This is a genomic window from Streptomyces composti, assembly GCF_012034205.1.
Lineage (GTDB): Bacteria > Actinomycetota > Actinomycetes > Streptomycetales > Streptomycetaceae > Streptomyces > Streptomyces composti.
Window position 1 is genome coordinate 1 of sequence record NZ_JAATEM010000011.1, and the last position, 18,617, is coordinate 18,617.

The window sequence follows — 18,617 nt, forward strand, 5'->3', positions numbered from 1 at the left end:
TGCCGCCCACAGCCCGGTGGGAATGCGGCTCTCGACTGTGCCTGCCGCCCACAGCCCGGTGGGAGTGCGGCTCTCGACTGTGCCTGCGGGCGCGTGGGTGGCTGAGGTGGCCATGCCTGCGGCGCAGCTGCGGCTCCGGTGGGGGTGCGCGTAGCGCCTACGGGGGGTGGGTGAGTCGGGGCCGGGGTGGTGGTGTCCGTCCTCGGTCTGGCGCGGAATCGGTTTCCTGTCGAGTACGGGCGCGGACGCGCCAGCCGCTGCGGGCGGACACCACCACCCCAACCCCTCCCCGCCGCGCGCGACTGCGGCACGCCCAAGACCGGTGGCCCGCCGAGCAGCCTGCGCGACTGCGGGCGGTCGTACCGACCGCGCAGCAGTCCGGTGGCCCGCCGAGCAACGTGCGCGACTGCGGGCCGTCGTACCGACCGCGCAGCAGTCCGGTGGCCCGCCGAGCGACCTGCGCGACTGCGGGCCGTCGTACCGACCGCGCAGCAGTCCGGTGGCCCGCCGAGCGACCTGCGCGACTGCGGGCGGTGGGGCGATGAGGTCTGGCGCCCCCCGGGGCGCGGTTCAAGCAGCGAGAGGCCGCCTGTCAGCGCCTGCGCAGGTCTGCGACGCGGGCGCGCTCGTTGGGCTGGGGTTCCGTCAGGGCGACCGCTGACCTGAGGGGGCCCTGGCGGCGGGGGCCCGGGAGGGGGACGTCCCGGCGTTGCTGGCGGGAGGAGGAAGAGGAAGAGTCACTTGCCGGGTTGGAGCCGTTTCCCGGGGCGACGGCGACCTGGACGCCCTGGTCGGCCAGAGCCTGCAGCTCGGTGGCGGCCCGGTCGTCATGAGCCGGCGGCTCGTCCGTGACCAAGCGAGTGATCAGATCGGTCGGCACCGTCTGGAACATGGTGTCCGTCCCCAGCTTGGTGTGGTCCGCCAGCACCACCACCTCCGCTGCGGCCTGCACCAATGCCCGGTCCACACTCGCCGACAGCATGTTGGAGGTCGAGAGCCCCCGCTCCGCGGTCAGACCGCTGCCCGAGAGGAAGGCCCGGGACACCCGAAGCCCCTGCAGCGACTGCTCCGCCCCGCTGCCCACCAGCGCGTAGTTGGACCCGCGGAGCGTACCGCCGGTCATCACGACCTCCACCCGGTTGGCGTGGGCCAGCGCCTGGGCCACGAGGAGGGAGTTGGTGACGACCGTGAGCCCGGGCACCCGGGCCAGCCGGCGGGCCAGCTCCTGGGTGGTCGTGCCCGCGCCGACCACGATGGCCTCGCCCTCCTCCACGAAGTTCGCGGCGAGATCGGCGATGGCGGTCTTCTCGGCGGTCGCGAGATGAGACTTCTGCGGGAAGCCAGACTCCCGGGTGAACCCGCCCGGCAGTACCGCACCGCCGTGCCGGCGGTCGAGGAGTCCTTCTGCCTCCAGCGCGCGCACGTCCCGCCGTACGGTCACTTCGGAGGTCTGGACGACGCGGGCGAGCTCACGGAGCGACACGGCCCCGTTCGCCCGCACCATTTCGAGGATCAATTGGCGACGTTCTGCAGCGAACACGAAACTGACAGTAATGCCAGCGACCGTCTGCTTTCAGCAGTTTGCGCTGAATAGCAGAAGCTGTTCGCACCGGACGGGACCAAGTGGTATAAGGCCCGGGTTTAGCCCTCCGCGCCCGTCTTGCGGTTGTGCAGCTGCCGTGCCACCTCGGCGATCGAGCCGGACAACGACGGGTACACGGTGAACGCGTTCGCGATCTGCTCCACCGTCAGATTGTTGTCGACCGCGATCGAGATGGGGTGGATCAGTTCCGAGGCGCGCGGCGCCACGACCACGCCGCCGACCACGATGCCCGTGCCGGGCCGGCAGAAGATCTTGACGAATCCGTCCCGGATGCCCTGCATCTTGGCGCGCGGGTTGCGCAGCAGCGGCAGCTTCACCATGCGCGCGTCGATCTTGCCGGTGTCGACGTCGGCCTGGGTGTAGCCGACGGTGGCGATCTCCGGGTCGGTGAAGACGTTCGAGGAGACCGTCTTGAGGTTGAGCGGGGCCACCGCGTCGCCGAGGAAGTGGTACATGGCGATACGTCCCTGCATGGCCGCCACGGAGGCGAGCGCGAAGACGCCGGTGACGTCGCCGGCCGCGTAGACGCCGGGGGCGGTGGTGCGGGAGACCCGGTCGGTCCAGATGTGGCCGGACTCGCGCAGCTTGACGCCCGCCTCCTCCAGGCCCAGGCCCGCCGAGTTGGGGACGGCGCCGACGGCCATCAGGCAGTGCGTGCCGGTGATGACCCGCCCGTCGGCGAGGGTCACCTCGACCCGGTCGCCGACCCGCTTGGCGGACTGGGCGCGGGAGCGGGCCATGACGTTCATGCCGCGCCGGCGGAAGACGTCCTCGAGGACGGCGGCGGCGTCCGGGTCCTCGCCGGGCAGCACGCGGTCGCGGGAGGACACCAGGGTCACCCTGGAGCCGAGCGCCTGGTAGGCGCCGGCGAACTCGGCACCGGTCACACCGGAACCGACGACGATGAGTTCCTCGGGCAGCTCGGTCAGGTCGTAGACCTGGGTCCAGTTGAGGATGCGCTCGCCGTCGGGCTTGGCGTCCGGCAGCTCCCGCGGGTGCCCGCCGGTGGCGATCAGCACGGCGTCGGCGACCAGCGTCTCCTCGCTGCCGTCGGCGGCGGTCACCACGACCTTGCGGGAGCCGTCGAGGGCCTGCATGCCCTCCAGACGGCCGCGCCCGCGCATGACCCGGGCGCCGGCCCGCGTCACGGAGGCGGTGATGTCGTGCGACTGGGCCAGCGCCAGGCGCTTCACTCGCCGGTTGACCTTGCCGAGGTCCACGCCGACCACCCGGGCGGCCTGCTCGATCGGCGGGGTGTCGTCGGCGACGATGATGCCCAGCTCCTCGTAGGAGGAGTCGAAGGTGGTCATCACCTCGGCCGTGGCGATCAGAGTCTTGGACGGCACGCAGTCGGTCAGCACCGACGCACCACCCAGACCGTCGGCGTCGACGACGGTCACCTCCGCGCCGAGCTGCGCGGCGACCAGCGCCGCTTCGTATCCGCCGGGTCCGCCACCGATGATCACGATCCGAGTCACGTACTCCATTGTCCCGCACACTGCACCGGGCGACCGCCCCGGGGGGGCCGGGCCGTGGCTCCCCTGTTACCGGAGTGACCCGCGTGGCGGCTGCCGTACCCTTCCCCCATGTCCCTCTATGCCGCCTACGCCGGCAACCTCGACGCGCGGCTGATGTCCCGCCGCGCACCGCACTCGCCGCTGCGTGCCACCGGGTGGCTGAACGGGTGGCGGCTGACCTTCGGGGGCGAGCACCTGGGCTGGGAGGGCGCCCTGGCGACGCTCGTGGAGGACCCGCTGGCCCAGGTCTTCGTCGCGCTCTACGACATCGCCCCGATGGACGAGGAGTCCCTGGACCGCTGGGAGGGCGTGGGGCTCGGCATCTACCGCCGCACCAAGGTCCGGGTGCACACCCTGGACGGCGAGGACATGGCCTGGACGTACGTCCTGAACTCCTACGAGGGCGGCCTGCCCTCGGCCCGCTACCTGGGCGAGATCGCCGACGCGGCGGAGTCCGCGGGCGCCCCGCACGACTACGTGATGGAGCTGCGCAAGCGCCCCTGCTGACCCTCTTCGGCGGGAGATTCGTCGAAAACGACAAGACAACGAAAGCCAACCCGTCACCTTCGACATCTACGCGCGTAGGCGAAGACGGGTTACTCTCATTCGCGTGAACGCTTCTCTTCTTCCGGACGACCTCCAGGACGACCCGTACGCCGCCGCGGACGCCGCCGCCGCGCGCCTGCGTGAACTCACGGGCGCCGAGACCCACGACGTCGCTCTCGTGATGGGCTCCGGCTGGGCACCGGCGGTCGACGCGCTGGGCACGCCCGAGGCCGAGCTCCAGGTCACCGAGCTGCCCGGCTTCCCGCCGCCCGCGGTCGAGGGCCACGGCGGCAAGGTGCGCTCGTACCGCATCGGTGCAAAGCGTGCGCTGGTCTTCCTGGGCCGCACGCACTACTACGAGGGCCGGGGCGTGGCCGCCGTCGCGCACGGCGTCCGCACGGCCGTGGCCGCCGGGGCCAAGACGGTCGTGCTGACCAACGGCTGCGGTGGTCTGCGGGAGGGCATGCGGCCCGGTCAGCCGGTGCTGATCAGCGACCACATCAACCTGACCGCGACCTCACCGATCGTCGGCGCCAACTTCGTCGACCTGACCGACCTGTACTCGCCGCGGCTGCGGGCACTGTGCAAGGAGGTGGACCCCACGCTGGAGGAGGGCGTCTACGCACAGTTCCCCGGCCCGCACTACGAGACGCCGGCGGAGATCCGGATGGCCCGCGTCATCGGGGCGGACCTGGTGGGCATGTCGACGGTGCTGGAGGCCATCGCGGCGCGTGAGGCGGGGGCGGAGGTGCTCGGCATCTCCCTCGTCACCAACCTCGCGGCCGGAATGACCGGGGAGCCGCTCAACCACGAGGAGGTCCTCCAGGCGGGCCGCGACAGCGCGGCGAGGATGGGCTCCCTCCTGACCCAGGTCCTCGGCCGCCTCTGACCTCCTCTGCGGCGGGGGTACGTGTACGTGGTGACTTCACCCCCGGCCGCGTGCCCCTCGGTGCCCGCGCAGAGCCGCCGCAGACGGCACGGATGCCCGGCAGCGAGGCGGGACAGCCGCAAGCGGCGCTCGACCGGCCACCGGTCCTGGCGTGCCGCAGTCGCGCGCGGCGGGGAGGGGACGGGGTGGTGGTGTCCGCCCGCAGCGGCCGGCGCGTCAGCCGCAGAACCCTTGAAGCGACCGATTCCGCGCCAGACCGAGGACACACACCACCACCCCGGCCCCGACGCACCCACCCCCGCAGGCGCTACGCGCCCCCCACCGGAGCCGCAGCCGCAGGCATCGGGCAGCAACCCCCACCGGGCCGCAGACACAACCGGACGCGCACCCCCCACCGGGCCGTGGGCCGCAGGCACAGCCGGAACCCGCACCCCCACCGGGCCGCAGGCACAACCGGACGGGCACCGCACGGGTCACCCGCAGGCACCGGAGACCGCGCACCCCCACCCACCCGCAGGCGAGACCGAAGCGCACCCCCACCGGCCCGCAGGTCACCACCGAACCCGCACACACCCACGAGAGGCTGACCGACGTGCAAGACGATCTCCTCGCACAGGCCCAGGCATGGCTCGCCGAGGACCCCGACCCGGACACCCGCGCCGAACTCGCCCGCCTCATCGAGTCCGGCGACCGCACCGAACTCGCCGCCCGCTTCACCGGCACGCTCCAGTTCGGCACCGCCGGCCTCCGCGGCGAGCTCGGCGCCGGCCCCATGCGCATGAACCGCTCCGTGGTCATCCGCGCCGCCGCCGGCCTCGCCGCGTACCTCACCAAGCACGGCCACACCGACGGCCTCGTCGTCATCGGCTACGACGCCCGCCACAAGTCCCGCGACTTCGCCCTCGACACCGCCGCCGTCATGACCGGCGCCGGCCTGCGCGCCGCGGTCCTCCCCCGCCCGCTGCCCACCCCGGTCCTCGCCTTCGCCATCCGCCACCTCGGCGCCGTGGCCGGCGTGGAGGTCACGGCCAGCCACAACCCGCCCCGCGACAACGGCTACAAGGTCTACCTCGGCGACGGCTCCCAGATCGTCCCCCCGGCCGACACCGAGATCGCCGCCGAGATCCAGGCGGTCACGTCCCTCGGCACCGTCCCCCGCCCCACCGACGGCTGGGAGACCCTCGACGACGCCCTTCTCGACGCCTACCTCGCCCGCACGGACGCCGTGCTCGCCCCCGGCTCCCCCCGGACCGCGCGCACCGTCTACACGGCGATGCACGGCGTCGGCAAGGACGTCCTCCTCGCCGCCTTCGCCCGCGCCGGTTTCCCCGCCCCCGTCCTCGTCACCGAGCAGGCCGACCCCGACCCGGAGTTCCCCACCGTCGCGTTCCCCAACCCGGAGGAGCCCGGCGCGATGGACCTCGCCTTCGCCAAGGCCCGTGAGACCGGTCCCGACCTGGTCATCGCCAACGACCCGGACGCCGACCGCTGCGCCGCCGCCGTCAGGGACGGCGACGACTGGCGCATGCTCCGCGGCGACGAGGTCGGCGCGCTTCTCGCAGCCCACCTGGTCCGCCGCGGAGCGACCGGCACCTTCGCCGAGTCGATCGTCTCCTCCTCCCTCCTCGGCCGCATCGCCGAGAAGGCGGGCCTGCGCCACGTCGAGACCCTCACCGGCTTCAAGTGGATCGCCCGCGCCGAGGGCCTGCGCTACGGCTACGAGGAGGCCCTCGGCTACTGCGTCGACCCTGACGGCGTCCGCGACAAGGACGGCATCACCGCGGCCCTGCTCCTCACCGAGCTGGCCTCGGTCCTGAAGGAGGAGGGCCGCACCCTCCTCGACCTCCTCGACGACCTCGCCGTCGAGCACGGCCTGCACGCCACCGACCAGCTCTCGGTCCGCGTGCAGGACCTCAGCCTGATCACCGAGGCGATGCGCCGCCTGCGCGAGCACCCCCCGACGGAACTCGCCGGGCTGCGCATCACCAAGGCGGAGGACCTCAATCGGGGCACGGACACCCTCCCGCCCACCGACGGCCTGCGCTACACCCTCGAGGGCGCCCGGGTGATCGTCCGCCCGAGCGGCACGGAGCCCAAGCTGAAGTGCTACCTGGAGGTGGTCGTCCCGGTCTCCGGCCGCCCCGGCCTCCCCGCCGCCCGTGCCGAGGCCACGGCTCTCCTGAGCCGGCTCAAGCAGGACTTCTCCCGAGCGGCAGGCATCTGAGCCACTTCCACCGGGTCACCACCCACCGGGACACCGAAAGAGCGGGGCGCCCCCACCGGAGGGGCGCGCCGCTCACCACACACGCTCAGCGCCCACCGGGGGCTGCGGGCTCCGTACCTGCCGGGAGAGGCAGCTCACCCCATCCCCAGCAGCACCCCGAGCAGCACCGCCCCCGCCACCGCGGGCCCCAGCACCTCGTAGGCCCAGCGCACGCTGACCTCCCCCTGCGCCGAGGCCGCCTCCCGCCGCTCCTCGTGCAGCTCCCGCAGCTCATCCATGACCTGGTCGGTCGCCGCTCGCACCGGCCCCGAGCCACCGGCACCGGTCCCCGCACCGGACGGGCTCGTGCGCGCCGCGCTGCGCCCCCCGGCCCGGAACGCGTCGCCGACACCGGGCCCGCGCCCCGCCGACCGCACGTCGACGCCCTGGCCGCGCTCCGCCTGCGCCCGCATCTCCTGGCGGGCCGCCCGCTTGCGCGCCCGCAGGGAGACCGGAAGCGCCCAGAGCTGGTACTTGGTCCCGTCCTCGGCCAGCACCTCGTTCGTGTAGCCGGAGCGCAGGCCGGCGACGCGCCCCCAGGGCAGCACGATCACCCGGAACGGATTGCGCACGCGCAGGCGGTCCGGCCCGACATACACGGCGGGCCGGAGTGTGAAAGCCACCACCAGCGGCACCAGGAACAGCAGCGCCGCGAGCGCCAGCCAAGGGGCGCGGCCCTCGCCGCGGGCCACCGCGTCGCCGCCGAGCCACGCCATGACGGCCAGCAGCAGCGCTCCGCCGGCGATGCCCGCGGGCGACCGGTGCACACGGTCCGGCCGGCCCGCACCGCCCACGGCGTCCCCGGCGTCGCTGCTCGCACCGGACGGCTTCGGGTCGGGCTGGGAGTCAGACGAGGTCATGCCCCCGATTCTGCCCGACGGCTCGCTCGCTCCTGCCGGCCGGGATCGGATGCCACCGGGGGCTGTACAGCCGCTACGCGCGTAGATATGCTCGGCTTGTGAGCATGCCCACCACTGCACCCAGCCCCCTCGGCGACGTCACCGCGTCCGACAGCACGCTGCGCCGCTTCCTCCACGGGCTGCCCGGCGTCGACGCCGTCGGCCTGGAGGCGCGCGCCGCTTCCCTCGGCACCCGTTCGATCAAGACGACCGCCAAGGCGTACGCGATCGACCTCGCCATCTCGATGGTCGACCTGACGACGCTGGAAGGCGCGGACACCCCGGGCAAGGTCCGGGCGCTCGGCGCGAAGGCGGTCCTGCCCGACCCGACCGACCGGACCGCCCCGGCCACGGCCGCGGTCTGCGTCTACCCCGACATGGTGGCCACCGCGAAGGAGGCCGTCGCCGGCTCCTCCGTGAAGGTCGCCTCGGTCGCCACCGCCTTCCCGGCCGGCCGCGCCCCGCTCTCCGTCAAGCTGGCGGACGTGAAGGAGGCCGTGGCGGCAGGCGCGGACGAGATCGACATGGTCATCGACCGCGGCGCCTTCCTCGCCGGCCGCTACATGAAGGTGTACGAGGAGATCGTGGCCGTGAAGGAGGCCTGCGGCTCCGCGCGGCTGAAGGTCATCTTCGAGACCGGTGAGCTGTCCACGTACGACAACATCCGCCGGGCCTCCTGGCTCGGCATGCTCGCCGGCGCCGACTTCATCAAGACCTCGACCGGCAAGGTCGGCGTCAACGCGACCCCCGCGAACACCCTGCTCATGCTGGAGGCGGTGCGCGACTTCCGTGCGCAGACCGGCGTCCAGGTGGGCGTGAAGCCGGCCGGCGGCATCCGGACCAGCAAGGACGCGATCAAGTTCCTGGTGCTGGTCAACGAGACGGTGGGCGCGGACTGGCTGGACAACCACTGGTTCCGCTTCGGCGCCTCATCGCTGCTGAACGATCTTCTGATGCAGCGGCAGAAGCTGGCCACGGGCCGCTACTCCGGCCCCGATTACGTGACGGTGGACTGATCACCATGACCGAAAAGACCACGGACAAGCGGTCGTCCGCTTTCGAGTACGCGCCGGCGCCCGAGTCCCGCTCGATCGTCGACATCGCCCCGTCCTACGGCCTGTTCATCGACGGCGAGTTCACCGAGGCGGCCGAGGGCAGGGTCTTCAAGTCCGTGTCGCCGTCCACCGAGGAGGTGCTCTCCGAGGTGGCCCAGGCGGGCGAGGCGGACGTGGACCGCGCCGTCAGGGCCGCCCGCAAGGCCTTCGAGAAGTGGTCGGCGCTGCCCGGCTCCGAGCGCGCCAAGTACCTGTTCCGCATCGCCCGGATCATCCAGGAGCGCTCCCGAGAGCTGGCCGTCCTGGAGACCCTGGACAACGGCAAGCCGATCCGGGAGACCCGCGACGCCGACCTGCCGCTGGTCGCCGCGCACTTCTTCTACTACGCGGGCTGGGCCGACAAGCTGGAGCACGCCGGGTTCGGCGCGAACCCGCGCCCGCTCGGTGTGGCCGGCCAGGTCATCCCGTGGAACTTCCCGCTGCTGATGCTGGCGTGGAAGATCGCCCCGGCCCTTGCCACCGGCAACACGGTCGTGCTCAAGCCGGCCGAGACCACCCCGCTGTCGGCGCTGTTCTTCGCGGACATCTGCCGCCAGGCGGGTCTGCCCAAGGGCGTCGTCAACATCCTCCCGGGCTACGGAGACGCCGGGGCGGCCCTCGTGGCGCACCCGGACGTGGACAAGGTCGCCTTCACCGGCTCCACCGCGGTCGGCAAGGAGATCGCCCGGACGGTCGCCGGCACCCGCAAGAAGCTCACCCTGGAGCTGGGCGGCAAGGGCGCCAACATCGTCTTCGACGACGCGCCCGTCGACCAGGCCGTCGAGGGCATCGTCAACGGCATCTTCTTCAACCAGGGCCAGGTCTGCTGCGCGGGCTCGCGCCTGCTGGTGCAGGAGTCGATCCACGAGGAGCTGCTGGACTCCCTCAAGCGCCGCCTGTCGACGCTGCGCCTCGGCGACCCGCTGGACAAGAACACCGACATCGGCGCGATCAACTCCGAGGAGCAGCTCAGCCGCATCACCTCGCTGGTGGAGCAGGGCGAGGCGGAGGGCGCCGAGCGCTGGTCGCCGGCCTGCGAACTGCCGTCGAACGGCTACTGGTTCGCGCCGACGCTGTTCACGAACGTCACCCAGGCGCACACCATCGCCCGCGACGAGATCTTCGGCCCGGTGCTGTCGGTGCTGACCTTCCGCACCCCGGACGAGGCCGTCGCCAAGGCCAACAACACCCCGTACGGCCTGTCGGCCGGCATCTGGACGGAGAAGGGCTCCCGCATCCTGGCCGTCGCGAGCAAGCTGCGCGCGGGCGTGATCTGGTCCAACACGTTCAACAAGTTCGACCCGACCTCGCCGTTCGGCGGTTACAAGGAGTCGGGCTTCGGCCGCGAGGGCGGCCGCCACGGCCTGGAGGCGTACCTCGATGTCTGATGCGACCCGACTCTCCGTCTTCAAGACCTACAAGCTGTACGTCGGGGGGAAGTTCCCCCGCTCCGAGAGCGGCCGGGTGTACGAAGTGACCGACTCCAAGGGCAAGTGGCTGGCCAACGCTCCGCGGGCGAGCCGCAAGGACGCCCGTGACGCGGTGGTCGCCGCCCGCAAGGCGTTCGGCGCCTGGTCGGGGGCGACGGCGTACAACCGCGGCCAGATCCTCTACCGGATCGCGGAGATGCTGGAGGGCCGCCGCGAGCAGTATGTGCGCGAGGTGGCCGAGGCCGAGCGCCTGTCGAAGTCCAAGGCGTCCGCGCAGGTCGACGCGGCGATCGACCGCTGGGTCTGGTACGCGGGCTGGACCGACAAGATCGCCCAGGTGGTGGGCGGCGGCAACCCGGTCGCGGGCCCGTTCTTCAACCTCTCCTCGCCGGAGCCGACCGGGGTGGTCGCCGTGCTGGCGCCGCAGGAGTCGTCGTTCCTGGGCCTGGTCTCGGTGGTGGCCCCGGTGATCGCGACCGGCAACACGGCGGTGGTGGTGGCCTCCGAGAAGCACCCGCTGCCCGCCCTCTCCCTGGGCGAGGTGCTGGCCACCTCGGACCTGCCGGGCGGCGTGGTGAACGTGCTGTCGGGCCGTACGGCGGAGATCGCCGCCCCGCTCGCCGCGCACATGGACGTCAACGCGATCGACCTGGCCGGCGCCGACGAGGACCTGGCCAAGGAGCTGGAGATCGCCGCGGCCGACAACCTCAAGCGCGTCCTTCGTCCACAGCCTGTGGACGACTGGACGGCGACGCCCGGCCTGGACCGCATGACGGCGTTCCTGGAGACCAAGACCGTCTGGCACCCCACGGGCTCGCTGGGCGGCTCCGGCTCCTCCTACTGACCGCCACCCCCCACACCGGAGAGCCGCGCCCCGCCTCCGTCCAGGAGGGGCGCTGCTCTTCGCCGTCCGGCTGCGCCTGGCGGGTCAGCCGCGCAGCAGTTCCGTCGTCTGGGCGACCGGCCCGATGTCGCCGACCGAGTCGGCCTTGGCCACCGGGTCGGTCACCGCGCGGGTGTTCACCGGCTGGAAGTCGGCGACCTGGGTGCCGACGCCGTTGTTGAGCACGTCGAAGCCGGTGCCGTCGAGCGCGTTGGGCTTGAGTTCGGTCACCGGGGCGGTGGCGTGGCCCACCGCGCTGGTGGTCGCGTCCAGGCCGGACTGCGGGTCGAGTTCGCCGAGTGCGCCGGAGCGGCTGCCGCCCTCGCCCAGCAGCGACTCGGAGTCCGCCGCTGCCGCCGTCGTCGCGGCAGCGCCAAGCGCCACCGACGCGGTCGCCAGGACGGCGAGGGCACGACGCACGGTCGACGTCTTGGGGGAGTCCTGTCGGGCCATCTGTGTGCCACCTTCTGATCTCACTGGGTAATCAGGTCGACGCGAAGCGTAGTTGAGATGTGACGCACGTATCAAAGCGGACCCGCGGGGTCGTACGGCGCCCGACCGATGCCTCACACTGGTGTCCCGTGAGTTCCCAGTCGCCCATATCCGCGCGAGTCGTGCTGCTCTGCGGCCCCTCCGGCTCCGGCAAGTCCCTGATCGCGGCCCGCTCCGGCCTGCCGGTGCTGCGCCTCGACGACTTCTACAAGGAGGGCGACGACCCGACGCTGCCGCTGCTGCCCGACGGTTCGGCCGTCGACTGGGATCACCCCGGCTCCTGGGACGCGGACGCCGCGGTCGCCGCGATCGAACGGCTGTGTCGCACCGGGCGTACGCCCGTCCCGGTCTACGACCTCTCCCTCAGCGCCCGCACCGGAGAGGGCGCCGTCGACATCGGCGCCGCTCCCCTCTTCGTGGCCGAGGGCATCTTCGCCGCGGAGATCGTCGCCCGCTGCCGCGAACTCGGCCTGCTGGCGGACGCGCTCTGCCTGAACCGCGGCCCGGTGCGCACCTTCCGCCGCCGCTTCGTGCGGGATCTGCGCGAGGGCCGCAAGTCGGTGCCGTTCCTGCTGCGGCGCGGGTGGCGGCTGATGCGCCTGGAGCGTTCGATCATCGCCCGTCAGACGGCCCTCGGCGCCTACGCCTGCGACCGGGACGAGGCGCTGGGCCGGATGGCGACGGCGGCGGTGCGCGGCCGCCCGGCCACGGACCCCAGCGCGAGTGCGGTCGCCTGAACCCGGTCGACGGTGACGGCGGGCGTCTCACGGGGTCCGGCGCGCTCTCCCGCGCGCTCCCCTCGGCGGTACGGCCGGCTGCGGGCTGGTCCGGTCCGCCGGCCGGGGCGGCTGCGGGCAGGCAGGGACGGACAGCCGGGCAAGCGAAAGCGGGACTGGACGGACCCCCCGGCCCTCCAGTCCCGCTCCTTGCCTCCCCCGTGGAACCCCCGTGTCCCCCGTGTCCCCCGAGTTCCCCCGTACTCACCCCGGTTGATTCCCCCGTGTTCCCCCCGGTGGTGCTCCGCGGTGACGCCCCCCGACGTCTCCCCAACGTCCCCCGACGCCCCGCGGCCCCCCGCTTTTCCTCCCCCGGATCCCCCGTGATCCCCCCAGGTCCCCCCAGGTCCCCCCGGGCCTTCAGGCGACCAGTTCGCCGAAGGCGTCCTCCTGGTCACGGCCGAAGCTCAGGGCCTCGTCCTCGCGCAGCCGGCGGAGCGACCGCCAGATGCTGGACTTCACCGTGCCGACGCTGATGTCGAGAATGTCCGCGATCTCCGGGTCCGTGCGGCCCTCGTAGTAGCGCAGGACCAGCATGGTGCGCTGGAGCTCGGGCAGCCGGGCCAGCGCCTGCCACAGGACCGCCCGCAGCTCGGTGCCGCGCATCGCGTCCGTGTCGCCGGGCGTCTCCGGCAGCTCCTCGGTCGGGTACTCGTTCAGCTTGCGGCGGCGCCACGCGCTGATGTGCAGGTTGGTCATGGTGCGGCGGAGGTATCCGCCGACGGCCGCCTTGTCGCTGATCCGGTCCCACGCCCGGTAGGTCGAGAACAGCGCGCTCTGCAGCAGGTCCTCGGCCTCGAAGCGGTCACCGGTCAGGTGGTAGGCGGTGGCGTACAGGGAGGCGCGGCGCTCCTGCACGTAGGCGGTGAACTCCGCCTCCGACCCGGAACCCCGCTCCCCCGAGTCCTCCCCGTACGCTGCTCCCCCGTGCGTCTCCCCCGTAGGCGCGTCAACCACCGTCATGAACGCGGCGTGCTGACGCCCGGTGCTGCGAGCGCACCCCCGCCCGCTCACAGCACCGGACTTCTCTCCCCCCCGGTGCACGTCATGCAGACGCGTGATCACTGCGCTGGTGCTGGTGCTGTGCAGCGTGTTCATCTCGCGCCCCCCGTCGTGGACTTCCGGCTGGATTCGGTGCTGGCTTGCTTGTGCCGAAAATCCTGCCCCTGCCACTTCATGGCAGTGTCCGCCGACTGTCACAGAGCTGTCACAGGGGTCCGCCACGCCCCGGACACGAAATGTTCACAGGCGTCCGCGCACGTAGCCGCCCCAATGGGGGCCAGCCGGGCATCTGGACCCACGGGTCGAACAGGGACCCCTCCATGGGCCAGAATGAGCGGGTGCCTTCCCTGTTGCTGATCGAGGACGACGACGCCATCCGCACGGCCCTGGAGCTCTCCCTGACGCGCCAGGGGCACCGGGTGGCGACCGCTGCCAGCGGTGAGGACGGTCTGAAGCTGCTGCGCGAGCAGCGGCCGGACCTCATCGTGCTGGACGTGATGCTGCCCGGCATCGACGGGTTCGAGGTGTGCCGCCGCATCCGGCGCACGGACCAGTTGCCGATCATTCTGCTCACGGCGCGCAGTGATGACATCGACGTCGTGGTCGGCCTGGAGTCCGGCGCCGACGACTATGTGGTCAAACCCGTGCAGGGCCGGGTGCTGGACGCCCGGATCCGTGCGGTGCTGCGGCGCGGCGAGCGCGAGTCGAGCGACTCCGCCACCTTCGGCAACCTGGTCATCGACCGTGCGGCGATGACGGTGACGAAGAACGGCGAGGATCTGCAGCTGACGCCGACCGAGCTGCGGCTGCTGCTCGAGCTGAGCCGCCGCCCCGGTCAGGCGCTGTCCCGGCAGCAGCTGCTGCGGCTGGTGTGGGAGCACGACTACCTGGGTGACTCGCGCCTGGTGGACGCCTGCGTCCAGCGGCTGCGTGCCAAGGTCGAGGACGTGCCGTCGTCCCCGACCCTGATCCGTACCGTGCGTGGTGTCGGCTACCGGCTGGATCCGCCTCAGTGACACAGGAGCACCAGGGGGAGTCCCGCGGCTGGTCCGCGGCGCGCAAGGGAATCTGGTCACGGCTGCGCTTCACCAGCCTGCGGCTGCGTCTTGTCGTGGTGTTCGGGCTGGTCGCGCTGACCGCGGCGGTGTCGGCGTCCGGGATCGCGTACTGGCTGAACCGCGAGGCGGTGCTCACCCGCACCCAGGACGCGGTGCTGCGCGACTTCAAGCAGGAGATGCAGAACCGCGCGGGCGCGCTGCCCGCGCACCCGACGCAGGACGAACTGCAGCACACCGCCGGGCAGATGGCGAACAGCAGCCAGCGCTTCACCGTGCTGCTGGTCGCCGAGGACCCGGAGGGCCGTACGGTCTACGGAAGTTCCGGCGGGCTGAACGGCTTCTCGCTGCAGGACGTGCCGGCCTCGCTGCGCCAGGCGGTGACCGAGCGGCAGAAGGTCACCTCGACCAACACGTACCCCTATCACCTGTACTGGCAGCGGATCGTCGAGGACGGCACCCCGTACCTGGTGGCGGGGACGCGGATGATCGACGGCGGTCCGACCGGCTACATGCTGAAGTCGCTGGAGCCGGAGGCGAAGGACCTCAACTCGCTGGCCTGGTCGCTGGGGATCGCCACCGCTCTCGCGCTGATCGGCTCGGCACTGCTCGCGCAGGCCGCCGCGACGACCGTGCTGAAGCCGGTGCAGCGGCTCGGCACGGCTGCGCGACGGCTCGGCGAGGGACGTCTCGACACCCGGCTGAGGGTGTCGGGGACGGACGAGCTGGCCGACTTGTCCCGGACGTTCAACAAGGCCGCGGAGGCGCTGGAGAAGCGCGTCGCGGACATGGCGGCGCGGGACGAGGCCTCGCGCCGGTTCGTGGCCGACATGAGCCATGAGCTGCGCACCCCGCTCACCGCGATCACCGCGGTCACCGAAGTCCTCGAGGAGGAGCTGGAGTTCGAGGGCGGCGGCATCGACCCGATGATCCAGCCGGCGGTGCGGCTGGTGATCAGCGAGACCCGGCGGCTGAACGACCTGGTGGAGAACCTGATGGAGGTGACCCGCTTCGACGCGGGCACCGCCCGTCTGGTGCTCGACGACGTGGACATCGCCGACCAGATCACCGCCTGCATCGACGCGCGCGCCTGGCTGGACGCGGTCGAGCTGGACGCCGAGCGCGGCATCCACGCCCGGATCGACCCGCGCCGCCTGGACGTCATCCTGGCCAACCTCATCGGCAACGCGCTCAAGCACGGCGGTTCGCCGGTGCGGGTGTCGGTGCGGGAGGAGCCCGGCGGGGCCGGCGGCGGCGCGGATGCCGGGACCGGCCAGGAGGCCGGGCAACGGGCGGAGCGTGCGGAGCGTGGCGACCGCACGGACCGGGACGACCGGGTCGAGCGGGCCGACCGGGCCGACCGGGCGTCGCACGGCGGAGTGGTGGTCATCGAGGTGCGGGACAACGGGCCCGGCATCCCCGAGGACGTGCTGCCGCATGTCTTCGACCGCTTCTACAAGGCCAGCGCGTCCCGGCCGCGCTCCGAGGGCAGCGGTCTGGGGCTGTCCATCGCCCAGGAGAACGCCCATATCCACGGTGGTGAGATCACCGCGGCCAACTCCCCCGAGGGCGGCGCGGTGTTCACGCTGCGCCTGCCGCAGGACGCCTCCGCCCTGACGGAGGACAAGCGGGACACCGCCTCCGGCAAGAGCGGCCGGAACAGCGGCGAGGAAGGGAAGGCGGCGAAGACCGCGAAGGCCGCCGAGGGCACCGGGAACGGCAAGACCGGCGAGGGCCAGGGCCACGGAGGGCAGGACGACGGGCGCCATGAGGGCGGCCCCGACGAGGACGCGGCCGGCGGGACCAGCGACTCCGGCGGGTCCGGCGACTCCGGCGGCTCCGGCGGCTCCGGCGGCTCCGACGGGTCCCCGAGCTCCACCGACGCCGGAGATGTCTCCGACGCCGCGGACGGCGCCGGCGCCACGGCGGACGGCTCCGGCGGCGGAACCGAAAGCAAGGGTGAAGGCGCTAAGGGGGACGCCTGATGTACGGCCTGACGAACGGGCGGCGGCCGGCCCGGCGACGGGCGGTCCGGGGCCGGATCGCCGGTCTGCTCGCCGTCACCACGCTCGGCGCCCTGCTCACCGGGTGCGGCATCCGCGCCACCGAGGTGCCGACCGACTTCGGTCCCGCACCCTCGCGGGTGCGCTGTTCGCTGGGCGAGCCGGGGGTCTCCTCGCGGGCCGACCGCGGCCTGCCCGTGCAGGTGTTCCTGCTGTGCGGGGCGTCGCTGGTGGCCGTGGACCGCACGGTGCGGGTGCCCGACGGGGCGGCCGACCACGGACGGCGCACGCTGATCGCGCAGGAGCTGCTGGACGAGCTGTCCGCGCCGGTCCCGGCCGAGGAGAAGGAGGCCGGGTACACCACCCTGGTGCGGGACGGGCTCACCGTGAGCGGGCCGCGCCCCGGCGATCCGGAGGACACGCTGCGGCTGAGCGTGGCTCCCGCCGACCTCGGCTCCACCGCGCTGGCGCAGATCGTGTGCACCTTCTCCGACTCCGCGGCGACGGACGGCGGCTGGGTCATCCTCGGCGGGCCCGGTTCCGCCGCGCCGCTGCGCTACGAGTGCACGGACCAGGTGCGCGCCCGCCCGGCCGGCGAACGCCCGCCCGCCTCGCAGCTCAAGGGCGAGTGAACGACCAGGATCGCGGGCGGCTCCCGCAGGGCCGCCCGCCGTCGTTCCACACCTATGGCCCAGGACCCGTGCGTTGTGGCGTATGCCTCATCGGCGGAACGGGTGACATCCCGGAACCGATCGTGCCGAAGGCCGCGTCTTGGGGGGCGTGCAGCGTCAAGGCTCCATCGGCGGCACCGCCGCGATCCGCATCCGTGTGCTGGGTGGTCTTCTCCTGGCCGCATATCTGGCGTTCATCGCCTGGTTCACGCTGCGCCCCCTCGACGTCCCATGGGTGATGCCCGCCAATCTGCGCCCCCTGGACGGCATCAGGGCCGACTTCGCGCTCGGCTGGGTGGAGGGGGCCCGGCGCATCGGTGAGGGGCTGGCACTGCTGGCCCCGCTGGGCGTGCTGCTGCCGATGGCGGGCGGCCGGCTGGTGGTCTCGCCCCTGGGTTCCCTGATCCGCACCATGGCCGCGGCCGCCCTGCTGTCACTGGGCATCGAGATGCTGCAGACGGCGGTGCCCGGTCAGGTCGTCGACATCGACTCGCTGCTGCTGAACACGCTGGGCGCGGGCCTGGCGCACGCCGCGGTGGTGCCGGCGGGCCGTTCCTGGCTGCGCCGGCGGGCGGTGCGCCTGGCCGGGACGGCCGCCCCCCAGGAGGGGCCGGCTCAGGGTAGGACCCCGACGATTCCCAGGGTCGGGATCGCCCCGTGGAGCGATGCTTTGCCCCCTTCGTCTCCGTAACGTGGACGGCAGATGAGGCGTCCGGACGGGAGGCCTCGCACCGCTCACGAAGGAGCCGCAATGTCTCGCCTCGCCCGCCCGACCCACGGCCGCATGATCGGCGGAGTCTGCGCCGCGCTGGCCCGGCGCTTCGGTACCTCCGCGACCACGATGCGGGTGATCTTCCTGCTGTCGTGCCTGCTGCCCGGCCCGCAGTTCCTGCTCTACATCGCGCTGTGGATCCTGTTCCCCTCGGAGGACAAGGCCCGGGCCGGATCGGCCTGGTGAGTCCGGCGGCGCCGATCCGCCGGCCGTCTCCCCGAGTGCCCTGAGCACACCTGCACCGCGCGCATGCGGGTCGCACAACGCCGATGGGGCGCCCCGAGTGGCGGGGCGCCCCATCGCTGTGCTCGCCGTGCGGGCGGTCAGCCGCCGAGCGGGATGCCGTTCACGTTGAGACCCTTGGTGGGCAGCTGGTCCAGCGGCAGACCGCCGAGCAGTCCCTTGGCCGGGGCCGTCGGGTCCTTGGTGACGACGTCCTGCGCGGCCGGCTCCGCGGCCGTCAGCCCCATGGTGGCGACGTCCCGCCCCGCGTCCAGGGTCTGCGCGGCGGCCGGCACCACGCCGGCGTTCTGCACCGGGAGGGTCTGGGCGGCGGTGCCCAGGGCGGGAGCTGCCTCCGGGACGGCCGGGGCAGCGGCGGCGGTGCCCGCACCGACGGCGGCGAAGGCGGCACCGAGAGCGGCGACACCGAGGGTCTTGGCAGCAGACTGCTTCATGAAATTGCGTCCTCGAGTGGGATACGGGGATGTGAGCGGTGCTGT

At 72.7% G+C, this 18,617-nt stretch carries 17 protein-coding genes and 1 pseudogene; 12 read left to right on the plus strand and 6 right to left on the minus strand.

The features are described 5' to 3' along the window. Positions 1-592: 592 nt before the first annotated feature. Together HCJ93_RS10695 and HCJ93_RS10700 are read right to left on the minus strand one after the other, a co-directional pair. A complete protein-coding gene (locus HCJ93_RS10695) occupies positions 593-1,540 on the minus strand; it encodes a DeoR/GlpR family DNA-binding transcription regulator (RefSeq protein WP_167993506.1) in 948 nt (315 codons plus the stop codon). 101 nt (positions 1,541-1,641) lie between these two features. Continuing rightward, complete coding sequence (locus HCJ93_RS10700; RefSeq protein WP_167993508.1) at positions 1,642-3,090, minus strand: NAD(P)H-quinone dehydrogenase; 1,449 nt, start codon at positions 3,088-3,090, stop codon at positions 1,642-1,644. A 99-nt stretch (positions 3,091-3,189) separates the two neighbouring features. Between HCJ93_RS10700 and HCJ93_RS10705 the strand changes: the two genes are divergently transcribed. The 3 genes from HCJ93_RS10705 to HCJ93_RS10715 all read left to right on the plus strand — a co-directional run bounded on the left by HCJ93_RS10705 (position 3,190) and on the right by HCJ93_RS10715 (position 6,779). Continuing rightward, on the plus strand, positions 3,190-3,627 hold the full coding sequence (locus tag HCJ93_RS10705; protein ID WP_167993510.1) for a gamma-glutamylcyclotransferase family protein: 438 nt from the start codon (positions 3,190-3,192) through the stop codon (positions 3,625-3,627). A gap of 103 nt (positions 3,628-3,730) precedes the next feature. Then, positions 3,731-4,555, plus strand: a complete 825-nt coding sequence (locus HCJ93_RS10710; protein WP_167993512.1) for a purine-nucleoside phosphorylase — start codon at positions 3,731-3,733, stop codon at positions 4,553-4,555. A 592-nt stretch (positions 4,556-5,147) separates the two neighbouring features. Continuing rightward, the gene (locus HCJ93_RS10715; protein WP_167993513.1) at positions 5,148-6,779 is read left to right on the plus strand and encodes a phospho-sugar mutase; all 1,632 of its coding nucleotides are present in this window, start codon (positions 5,148-5,150) and stop codon (positions 6,777-6,779) included. Between the two features lie 134 nt (positions 6,780-6,913). Here the strand turns inward: HCJ93_RS10715 and HCJ93_RS10720 are convergent, their stop codons facing one another. Beyond that, positions 6,914-7,678, minus strand: a complete 765-nt coding sequence (locus tag HCJ93_RS10720) for a PH domain-containing protein (protein WP_167993515.1) — start codon at positions 7,676-7,678, stop codon at positions 6,914-6,916. Positions 7,679-7,782: 104 nt separating this feature from the next. Between HCJ93_RS10720 and deoC the strand changes: the two genes are divergently transcribed. The 3 genes from deoC to HCJ93_RS10735 are packed head-to-tail and all read left to right on the plus strand — an operon-like array spanning position 7,783 to position 11,085. Next, the gene (deoC, locus tag HCJ93_RS10725; RefSeq protein WP_167993517.1) at positions 7,783-8,733 is read left to right on the plus strand and encodes a deoxyribose-phosphate aldolase; all 951 of its coding nucleotides are present in this window, start codon (positions 7,783-7,785) and stop codon (positions 8,731-8,733) included. A 5-nt stretch (positions 8,734-8,738) separates the two neighbouring features. Then, positions 8,739-10,199 (plus strand): aldehyde dehydrogenase family protein, encoded by a 1,461-nt coding sequence (locus HCJ93_RS10730; protein WP_167993519.1) that lies wholly within the window; start codon positions 8,739-8,741, stop codon positions 10,197-10,199. Continuing rightward, positions 10,192-11,085, plus strand: coding sequence for an aldehyde dehydrogenase family protein (locus HCJ93_RS10735; RefSeq protein WP_167993521.1), 894 nt, complete (start codon positions 10,192-10,194; stop codon positions 11,083-11,085). The genes HCJ93_RS10730 and HCJ93_RS10735 overlap by 8 nt, the downstream gene beginning before the upstream one ends. Before the next feature lie 84 nt (positions 11,086-11,169). Here the strand turns inward: HCJ93_RS10735 and HCJ93_RS10740 are convergent, their stop codons facing one another. Beyond that, positions 11,170-11,577 (minus strand): hypothetical protein, encoded by a 408-nt coding sequence (locus tag HCJ93_RS10740; protein ID WP_167993523.1) that lies wholly within the window; start codon positions 11,575-11,577, stop codon positions 11,170-11,172. Between the two features lie 128 nt (positions 11,578-11,705). Here HCJ93_RS10740 and HCJ93_RS10745 point away from each other — a divergent pair, with 128 nt between their 5' ends. Beyond that, positions 11,706-12,353 (plus strand): uridine kinase family protein, encoded by a 648-nt coding sequence (locus HCJ93_RS10745; RefSeq protein WP_309141369.1) that lies wholly within the window; start codon positions 11,706-11,708, stop codon positions 12,351-12,353. 399 nt (positions 12,354-12,752) lie between these two features. Here HCJ93_RS10745 and HCJ93_RS10750 read toward each other — a convergent pair whose 3' ends face one another. Then, positions 12,753-13,490 carry a SigE family RNA polymerase sigma factor gene (locus HCJ93_RS10750; protein WP_167993527.1) on the minus strand — a complete coding sequence of 246 codons (738 nt, stop codon included), beginning with the start codon at positions 13,488-13,490 and terminating at the stop codon, positions 12,753-12,755. A gap of 242 nt (positions 13,491-13,732) precedes the next feature. Here HCJ93_RS10750 and afsQ1 point away from each other — a divergent pair, with 242 nt between their 5' ends. The 5 genes and pseudogenes from afsQ1 (at position 13,733) to HCJ93_RS10775 (ending at position 18,081) form a co-directional block, all read left to right on the plus strand. Beyond that, complete coding sequence (gene afsQ1, locus HCJ93_RS10755) at positions 13,733-14,410, plus strand: two-component system response regulator AfsQ1 (RefSeq protein ID WP_309141370.1); 678 nt, start codon at positions 13,733-13,735, stop codon at positions 14,408-14,410. Beyond that, positions 14,407-16,060, plus strand: a pseudogene (locus HCJ93_RS10760) (sensor histidine kinase); the annotation flags it as partial. The gene afsQ1 and the pseudogene HCJ93_RS10760, both read left to right, overlap by 4 nt. 373 nt (positions 16,061-16,433) lie before the next feature. Continuing rightward, a complete protein-coding gene (locus HCJ93_RS10765; RefSeq protein ID WP_240967543.1) occupies positions 16,434-17,084 on the plus strand; it encodes a hypothetical protein in 651 nt (216 codons plus the stop codon). A gap of 148 nt (positions 17,085-17,232) precedes the next feature. Continuing rightward, entirely contained in the window at positions 17,233-17,814 is a 582-nt protein-coding gene (locus HCJ93_RS10770) for a VanZ family protein (protein ID WP_167993531.1), read from the plus strand. A 60-nt stretch (positions 17,815-17,874) separates the two neighbouring features. Continuing rightward, positions 17,875-18,081 carry a PspC domain-containing protein gene (locus HCJ93_RS10775; protein WP_167993533.1) on the plus strand — a complete coding sequence of 69 codons (207 nt, stop codon included), beginning with the start codon at positions 17,875-17,877 and terminating at the stop codon, positions 18,079-18,081. A gap of 137 nt (positions 18,082-18,218) precedes the next feature. Here HCJ93_RS10775 and HCJ93_RS10780 read toward each other — a convergent pair whose 3' ends face one another. Further along, on the minus strand, positions 18,219-18,572 hold the full coding sequence (locus tag HCJ93_RS10780) for an ATP-binding protein (RefSeq protein WP_167993535.1): 354 nt from the start codon (positions 18,570-18,572) through the stop codon (positions 18,219-18,221). Positions 18,573-18,617 lie beyond the last annotated feature (45 nt).

Bases quoted from the DNA above. Each gene is read 5' to 3' on its own strand.
- HCJ93_RS10765 (WP_240967543.1), top strand. From the start codon at position 16,434: ATGTACGGCCTGACGAACGGGCGGCGGCCGGCCCGGCGACGGGCGGTC.
- HCJ93_RS10730 (WP_167993519.1), top strand. From the start codon at position 8,739: ATGACCGAAAAGACCACGGACAAGCGGTCGTCCGCTTTCGAGTACGCG.
- HCJ93_RS10775 (WP_167993533.1), top strand. From the start codon at position 17,875: ATGTCTCGCCTCGCCCGCCCGACCCACGGCCGCATGATCGGCGGAGTC.
- HCJ93_RS10780 (WP_167993535.1), bottom strand. From the start codon at position 18,572: ATGAAGCAGTCTGCTGCCAAGACCCTCGGTGTCGCCGCTCTCGGTGCC.
- HCJ93_RS10720 (WP_167993515.1), bottom strand. From the start codon at position 7,678: ATGACCTCGTCTGACTCCCAGCCCGACCCGAAGCCGTCCGGTGCGAGC.
- deoC (WP_167993517.1), top strand. From the start codon at position 7,783: ATGCCCACCACTGCACCCAGCCCCCTCGGCGACGTCACCGCGTCCGAC.
- HCJ93_RS10700 (WP_167993508.1), bottom strand. From the start codon at position 3,090: ATGGAGTACGTGACTCGGATCGTGATCATCGGTGGCGGACCCGGCGGA.
- HCJ93_RS10735 (WP_167993521.1), top strand. From the start codon at position 10,192: ATGTCTGATGCGACCCGACTCTCCGTCTTCAAGACCTACAAGCTGTAC.
- HCJ93_RS10750 (WP_167993527.1), bottom strand. From the start codon at position 13,490: ATGAACACGCTGCACAGCACCAGCACCAGCGCAGTGATCACGCGTCTG.
- HCJ93_RS10740 (WP_167993523.1), bottom strand. From the start codon at position 11,577: ATGGCCCGACAGGACTCCCCCAAGACGTCGACCGTGCGTCGTGCCCTC.
- HCJ93_RS10705 (WP_167993510.1), top strand. From the start codon at position 3,190: ATGTCCCTCTATGCCGCCTACGCCGGCAACCTCGACGCGCGGCTGATG.